The organism is Pseudomonas sp. NPDC087697 (assembly GCF_044743155.1).
Taxonomy (GTDB): domain Bacteria; phylum Pseudomonadota; class Gammaproteobacteria; order Pseudomonadales; family Pseudomonadaceae; genus Aquipseudomonas.
The window spans coordinates 122,708-130,000 of sequence record NZ_JBIUVW010000012.1 but is presented as its reverse complement, the minus strand read 5'-3'; the positions used below and the strand labels follow the sequence as shown (position 1 = coordinate 130,000).

General features: G+C 60.9%; 7 protein-coding genes and 1 riboswitch. Of the genes, 6 read left to right on the top strand and 1 reads right to left on the bottom strand.

Features of this window, described 5'->3' with window-relative positions:
* Positions 1–175 precede the first annotated feature (175 nt).
* On the bottom strand, positions 176–760 hold the full coding sequence (locus ACIPIN_RS11910; RefSeq protein WP_401118676.1) for a hypothetical protein: 585 nt from the start codon (positions 758–760) through the stop codon (positions 176–178).
* Between the two features lie 157 nt (positions 761–917).
* A riboswitch (cobalamin riboswitch) is annotated at positions 918–1,155 on the top strand.
* Between the two features lie 80 nt (positions 1,156–1,235).
* On the opposite strand from ACIPIN_RS11910, the gene cobO reads away from it, so the two are divergent.
* From cobO to ACIPIN_RS11880, 6 genes are read left to right on the top strand one after another with little or no spacing between them, the layout of a single operon-like run.
* Positions 1,236–1,847 carry a cob(I)yrinic acid a,c-diamide adenosyltransferase gene (gene cobO / locus ACIPIN_RS11905; protein WP_401118673.1) on the top strand — a complete coding sequence of 204 codons (612 nt, stop codon included), beginning with the start codon at positions 1,236–1,238 and terminating at the stop codon, positions 1,845–1,847.
* A 10-nt stretch (positions 1,848–1,857) separates the two neighbouring features.
* Positions 1,858–3,195, top strand: a complete 1,338-nt coding sequence (locus ACIPIN_RS11900; RefSeq protein ID WP_401118671.1) for a cobyrinate a,c-diamide synthase — start codon at positions 1,858–1,860, stop codon at positions 3,193–3,195.
* Positions 3,192–3,842, top strand: a complete 651-nt coding sequence (gene bluB, locus ACIPIN_RS11895; RefSeq protein ID WP_401118668.1) for a 5,6-dimethylbenzimidazole synthase — start codon at positions 3,192–3,194, stop codon at positions 3,840–3,842. Before ACIPIN_RS11900 ends, bluB begins: the two co-directional genes overlap by 4 nt.
* The gene (cbiB, locus tag ACIPIN_RS11890; RefSeq protein WP_401118665.1) at positions 3,839–4,747 is read left to right on the top strand and encodes an adenosylcobinamide-phosphate synthase CbiB; all 909 of its coding nucleotides are present in this window, start codon (positions 3,839–3,841) and stop codon (positions 4,745–4,747) included. Before bluB ends, cbiB begins: the two co-directional genes overlap by 4 nt.
* Positions 4,740–5,732 carry a threonine-phosphate decarboxylase CobD gene (gene cobD, locus ACIPIN_RS11885; protein ID WP_401118662.1) on the top strand — a complete coding sequence of 331 codons (993 nt, stop codon included), beginning with the start codon at positions 4,740–4,742 and terminating at the stop codon, positions 5,730–5,732. Before cbiB ends, cobD begins: the two co-directional genes overlap by 8 nt.
* Positions 5,729–7,180, top strand: a complete 1,452-nt coding sequence (locus tag ACIPIN_RS11880; RefSeq protein WP_401118660.1) for a cobyric acid synthase — start codon at positions 5,729–5,731, stop codon at positions 7,178–7,180. Before cobD ends, ACIPIN_RS11880 begins: the two co-directional genes overlap by 4 nt.
* The last annotated feature ends 113 nt before the right edge of the window (positions 7,181–7,293 follow it).

The window sequence follows — 7,293 nt, the reverse complement described above, 5'->3', positions numbered from 1 at the left end:
CGCTTTTTCCTCAGACGTAACAACCCGATATCCCATGATGCTTCCTTAAATCGACGCTCCTACATCATGGTCCAAAAATATTCGACCACAACACGCCAGCTCCTACAGTGGATGATGTACACCTCGTAGGAGCTGCCGAAGGCTGCGATCTTTTGACGTTTTGTTCCTCGTGTTATCAGCCGCGTGCCTCTTTGAGCAATAGTGCGATGCCCGGATGGTAGTTGCCGGCTTCGTTGTGCAATTTGCGGTACGCGTAGGGGAAGTACCAGGCCACGGCGCAGGTGTGTTCCTTTTGCAGGTCGTCGACCATGTCCTGCAACTCTTCCGGGGTGGGACTGTGCTGGGCCTTCTGTGGTGCGACGAACAGGCAGCCGAGTTTCAGGTCACTGGCGTAGCTGATTTTTTTCGCATCGCTCGCCGCATCAAGCAGGGCCTGGGAGAGGTTCAGGTTGTTGACCCGCGGCCAGCGTTGGGTGGCCTGAAGATAGACGCGTTCTTCTCCACTTGCGATAAACAGATCGGCGCGGCTATTGCGCTCGCCTTCCTCGATCTGCTTTTTCGTCGGAGTCTGTTCGAGGGTGACCATTTCTGCCATCCACGCCGCTGCCGAAAGCAGGCTCAGGTTGGCGCGTTCGTCAAACCAGTAGGGGCTTTCGTTATCGCCGCGTACCGCGTTGTAACGGTCGATGCACTCAAACCAGCGTTCCAGTACCGGGCGCAGGAATTCCAGCTTAGGGTTACCGATGATCATGCCTTGCATGTTGCTCACCCTTTGTTCTTGTAGTGTAAGGTTGTGGCTCTTTGATATCACCGCTTTCAGTGTGGCACAAGATTGGCGCCAGTTTATTGATTGAGGTCGGTTTCTATCCATCGATGAGCCCCCGGCTTTAATTGACGCTCCACCCCCAACCCTCTAACCTTCGCGACTTGTTTCAGGTGCTCTGTGACCCAGTGGTCAACCGAGTGAAACAGGGAAGCCGGTGAGGGCGCGTTCTTTGACAGAGCGGGCGACGATCCCGGCGCTGCCCCCGCAACGGTAAATGAGTAAAAACTGCGCTTTGAGCCACTGTGTCGAAGGTCGATATGGGAAGGCGCGCAGTTCGGCCATCCCGCCGCTCATGAGCCCGGAGACCGGCCTGATCCATCCAGCGGCATCACGGTGGGCGATGCCAGGCTTCTTGCCGTCTATTCCTATGCCTGCCCGCCGTTATCCAGCCTCAACGGAGAGCTCCCCCATGACTGATTCCCCTGATCGTGACGAACGCCATCTGGCGCGCATGCTGCGCAAGAAAGCCGTGATCGATGAGCGTATTGCCAATTCGCCGAACGAATGCGGTCTGTTGCTGGTTCTGTCCGGCAACGGCAAGGGCAAAAGCAGTTCTGCGTTCGGTATGCTTGCCCGGGCGATGGGCCACGGCATGCAGTGCGGCGTGGTGCAGTTCATCAAGGGGCGCAACAGCACCGGCGAGGAGTTGTTCTTCCGCCGCTTCCCTGAACAAGTGCGCTTCCATGTGATGGGCGAAGGTTTCACCTGGGAAACCCAGGATCGCCAGCGGGATCTCGCTGCCGCCGAGGCCGCGTGGGAAGTCTCCCGCGAACTGCTGCGTGACTCAGGCGTAGGCCTGGTGGTGCTCGATGAGCTGAACATCGCGCTCAAACACGGCTATCTGGACCTCGATCAGGTGCTCAGCGACTTGCAGGCGCGTCCGCCGATGCAGCACGTGGTCGTCACCGGTCGTGGTGCCAAGCCGGAAATGATCGAGTTGGCCGACACGGTCACCGAGATGGGCATGATCAAACATGCATTTCAGGCCGGTATCAAAGCGCAGAAAGGCGTTGAGCTGTGAGCCTCTTTATATGAATAGCAGTCGTTATTGCCCAGCGGTATTGATTGCCGCACCGGCTTCCGGTCAGGGCAAGACCACCGTTACCGCCGCGCTGGCCCGTTTGCATCGCAATCAGGGGCGTAAGGTTCGGGTGTTCAAGTGTGGCCCGGACTTTCTTGACCCGATGATTCTCGAACGCGCCAGCGGTGCGCCGGTCTATCAGTTGGACATGTGGATGGTCGGCGAACAGGAAAGTCGTCGGCTGTTGTGGGAAGCGGCGGCTGAGGCTGACCTGATTTTGATCGAAGGCGTGATGGGCTTGTTCGATGGCACACCATCCAGCGCTGATCTGGCGCGGCATTTTGGTGTGCCGGTGCTGGGCGTGATCGACGGCACCGCCATGGCCCAGACTTTCGGCGCGCTGGCGTTGGGGCTGGCGCGGTATCAGCCGGACTTGCCGTTTGCCGGTGTATTGGCCAACCGCGTCGGCACCTTGCGTCACGCGCAATTGCTCGAAGGCAGCTTGACCGAAGGCCTGCGCTGGTATGGCGCCTTGTCCCGGGAAACCGGGATCGAACTGCCGAGCCGTCATCTTGGATTGGTGCAAGCCAGTGAGTTGAACGACCTTGATCTGCGTCTCGATGCCGCCGCCGAAGCCTTGGCCAGCAGCTGCGAAGTGGCGTTACCGCCCGCTGTCGAGTTCGCCGCGCCTGACGTGATCGCTGCCGAGCCGTTGTTGGCGGGTGTGCGAATTGCCGTCGCTCGTGACGAGGCTTTTGCCTTCACGTATGGCGCGAGCCTCGACTTGCTGCGGGCGATGGGCGCCGAATTGCGATTCTTCTCGCCGATCCATGACTGCGAACTGCCAGAAGCTGACAGCTTGTATCTGCCCGGCGGTTATCCGGAATTGCACCATGTGGCGTTGGCTGAAAACACCACAATGCTCGACGCCATTCGCGCTCACCACGCTGCCGGCAAGCCGTTGCTGGCTGAGTGCGGCGGCATGCTTTATCTGCTCGACTCACTGACCGACGTCGACGGCATGCGCACTGAGTTGGTGGGGCTGCTGGCCGGTGATGCGGTGATGCAGAAGCGTCTGGCGGCGTTGGCCTTGCAAGCGGTCGAATTGCCCGAAGGCGCGCTGCGTGGCCATACGTACCACCATTCGTTGACCAGCACCGAGCTTGAGCCGATTGCCCGTGGCCTGAGCCCCAACGGTGGGCGTGGTGCCGAAGCGGTTTACCGTGAAGGGCGGATGACGGCCTCTTATGTGCACTTCTATTTCCCGTCCAATCCATCGGCGATCGCCGCGCTGTTTGCGCCAGACCTAAACCCTGTGGGGGCGGGCTTGCCCGCGAAGAGGCCATGACAGACAACGCATTTTCCGAGGCCGAGCGCGAAGCGGTTTATCGTGCGATTGCCGAACGTCGCGACATGCGTCACTTCAGTGGCGGCAGCGTCGAGCCCGAACTGCTTCGGCGTTTGCTCGAAGCGGCGCATCGGGCTCCGAGTGTCGGTTTGATGCAGCCCTGGCGGTTCATCCGCATCAGCGATCAGGCGTTACGCGGCAAGATCCAGCAATTGGTGGAAGAGGAGCGGGTGCGCACCGCCGAAGCGCTGGGCGAACGCTCCGACGAATTCATGAAGCTGAAAGTCGAAGGCATCAACGACTGCGCCGAAGTGCTGGTCGCCGCGCTGATGGATGATCGCGAGCGGCATATCTTTGGCCGTCGGACTTTGCCGGAAATGGACATGGCATCGTTGTCCTGCGCGATCCAGAATCTTTGGCTGGCGTCCCGTGCCGAAGGTCTGGGCATGGGCTGGGTTTCGTTGTTCGAACCGCAGGCATTGGCGGATCTGCTCGGCCTGCCGCCGGGGGCCAAACCATTGGCGGTGTTGTGTCTGGGACCGGTAAAGGAATTTTACCCGGCGCCGATGCTGGTTCTTGAAGGCTGGGCGCAGGCGCGTCCGCTGAATGAACTGCTGTACGAAAATTTTTGGGGAGTGAGTCAATGAGTGTGGCGTTGCTGAGTGTCGCCGGGGTAGCGCTGGATGCGCTGCTGGGCGAGCCCAAGCGCTGGCATCCGCTGGTGGCGTTCGGCCGTTTTGCCGATCGTATCGAGCAACGTTTCAACTCCGCCGGCCGTGGCTGGCGCAGTCACGGCGTCACCGCCTGGGTGATGGCGGTGCTGCCGCTGACCCTGTTGGTGACGGCGTTTTCCTGGCTGCCCTATATCGGCTGGATCGTCGAGATCCTGGCGTTGTATTGCGCCCTTGGCCTGCGCAGTCTCGGCGAACATGTCGAGCCAGTGGCTCAGGCCCTGCGCAGCGATGATCTGGAAGAAGCACGCAAGCGTGTCGGCTATCTGGTCAGCCGTCAGACCAGTGAGCTGGACTCCACCGAAGTGGCCCGCGCCGCCACCGAATCAGTTCTGGAAAACGGCAGCGATGCAGTATTCGCCGCGCTGTTCTGGTTTGCCGTCGCGGGGGCGCCGGGGGTGGTGCTCTATCGTCTGAGCAATACCTTGGACGCCATGTGGGGTTATCGCAACGAACGCTTTGAACGTTTCGGCTGGGCGGCGGCGAAAATCGACGACGTGCTCAACTACATCCCGGCGCGTCTGGTGGCTTTGACCTACGCGCTGCTGGGCAAAACCCGCCTGGCACTCAAATGCTGGCGCACCCAGGGGCCGACCTGGGATAGCCCGAATGCCGGGCCGGTGATGGCCGCGGGCGCTGGCGCCCTTGGGGTCGAGTTGGGCGGCGCGGCGATCTATCACGGTGAACTGCATCAGCGTCCACAGTTGGGTGAAGGTGTGCCAGCAGACGCCAACTCCATCGACCGCGGCTGGCAATTGGTTCAGCGCGGGGTATGGTTGTGGCTGCTGATTCTCTGTGTGGGAGCCGAGTTTTATGCTTGAGCACGGCGGCCGTTTGCGCAAGGCGGCGTTGCACTACGGCATCGCCGAAGCCGATTGGCTCGACCTGTCCAGTGGTCTGGCACCTTGGCCGTGGGCGATCCCGAACATCCCGTTGCGAGCCTGGGCGCGCTTGCCGGAAACCGATGACGGCCTGGAGCAGGCCGCACGCGAATACTACGGCGCCACACAGGTGTTGCCGGTCGCCGGCTCGCAGGCGGCCATCCAGTTGTTGCCACGCCTGCGTCGCGCCGGCAAAGTCGGCGTGCTCTCACCGTGTTATGCCGAGCATGCCGAGGCTTGGCGTCGCAACGGCTATATCGTGCGTGAAGTGCTGGAGCAGGAAGTCGACTTCTTTCTCGATAGCCTCGACGTGCTGGTGGTGGTTAACCCGAACAATCCCACGGGCCTGAGCCTGACCCCGGAACGCTTGCTCGATTGGCATGCTCGACTGGCACAGCGCGGCGGCTGGTTGGTGGTCGACGAAGCGTTCATGGACAACACCCCGCAGTTAAGCCTGTCGTCGTATGCGAATCAGGTTGGTTTGATCGTCTTGCGTTCGTTCGGCAAATTTTTCGGTCTGGCCGGGGTGCGATTGGGCTTCGTGCTGGCTGAGCGCAAGTTGCTCAAGCTGCTTGCCGAACAGGTCGGGCCTTGGGCGGTCAGCGGACCGACTCGGGTATTGGGTCAGGTCTGTTTGCGTGACACCCAAGGGCACGTGCGCCAACGCTTGCGCAGTGAAGAAGCAAGTCAGCGTCTGGCTGAAGTCCTCGAGCGCCACGGCTTCAAGCCACAAGGTGGTTGTGCCCTGTTTCAGTGGTTGATCACCGAGCGTGCTGAACACCTGCATGAATTCATGGCCCGGCAGGGCATCTTGCTGCGGCTGTTCACCCATAACAGCAGCCTGCGTTTTGGTTTGCCTGCCGATGAAGCCGATTGGCTGCGTCTCGAGCACGCTTTCGAAGCCTACGCCAAGGAAACCCCATGACCACGCTGATGGTGCAAGGCACCACCTCGGACGCCGGCAAAAGTACCCTGGTAACCGCGTTATGCCGCTGGCTGACCCGTCAGGGCGTCAGCGTCGTGCCGTTCAAGCCGCAGAACATGGCACTCAACAGCGCGGTGACCGCTGACGGCGGCGAAATCGGTCGCGCTCAAGCAGTGCAGGCCCAAGCGGCCAACCTTGAGCCGCACACCGACATGAACCCGGTGCTGCTCAAACCCAACAGCGATACCGGCGCGCAAGTGATCATTCACGGACGCGCCGTGACCACCATGAACGCGGTGGCCTATCACGACTACAAAGCCATCGCGATGCAAGCGGTGTTGGCCTCCCATGAACGCTTGAGTGCCGCCTATCCGCTGGTGATGGTCGAAGGCGCGGGTTCACCCGCCGAGATCAATTTGCGCGCCGGTGACATTGCCAACATGGGCTTCGCCGAAGCCGTGGATTGTCCGGTAGTGCTGATCGCCGACATCAATCGCGGCGGGGTATTCGCGCACTTGGTGGGCACGCTGGAACTGCTGTCAGCCACTGAGCAGGCGCGGGTCAAAGGCTTCATCATCAACCGTTTTCGCGGCGACATCGCCTTGCTGCAACCGGGCCTCGACTGGCTGGAGGAACGTACCGGCAAACCGGTAATCGGCGTGCTGCCGTATGTCATGGACCTGCACCTGGAAGCCGAAGACGGCATCGATCAGCGCCAGACCGATAAGGCCGAGCAGGTGCTCAAAGTGGTGGTGCCGGTGCTGCCGTGTATCAGCAACCACACCGACTTCGATCCACTGCGCCTGCATCCGCAGGTCGATCTGCAATTCATCGGGCCGGGTCAGCCGATTCCGCCTGCTGACCTGATTATCCTGCCGGGCTCGAAAAGTGTGCGCAGTGACCTGGTCTATCTGCGCGCCAACGGCTGGGACACGGCCATCACCCGTCACTTGCGTTACGGCGGCAAGTTGCTCGGCATCTGCGGTGGTCTGCAAATGCTCGGCGAGCAATTGCATGACCCGCTGGGGCTGGAAGGTGCGGCGGGCTCCAGTGCCGGTCTTGGTTTGCTGGCGTTCGAAACCGTGCTCGAAGAAGAGAAACAACTACGCAATGTGCGCGGACGTCTGGCCCTGGAAAATGCCGAAGTCAGTGGTTATGAAATTCACGCCGGGGTCACCACTGGTGTTGCTCTGGAGCAGGCCGCGGTACTGCTGGATGACGGTCGTAGCGACGGCGCACAAAGTGCTGATGGACAGGTGCTCGGCACGTACTTGCACGGCCTGTTCGAATCCCCGGCCGCGTGCAGTGCGTTGTTGCGCTGGGCCGGTTTGCAGAACGTGCAAGAAGTCGATTACCACGCCTTGCGCGAGCGCGATATCGAGCGGTTGGCGGATTTGGTGGAGAAGCATTTGGATACCGGGCTGTTGCGTGAACTCTGTGGGTTATAGGTCACTGTTATGGCCTCTTCGCGAGCAAGCCCTCTCCCACATTAAATCTCCAGTGAGCACAGAAGGTGTGCACGAATGCGATCCAGTGTGGGAGCGGGCTTGCTCGCGAAGAC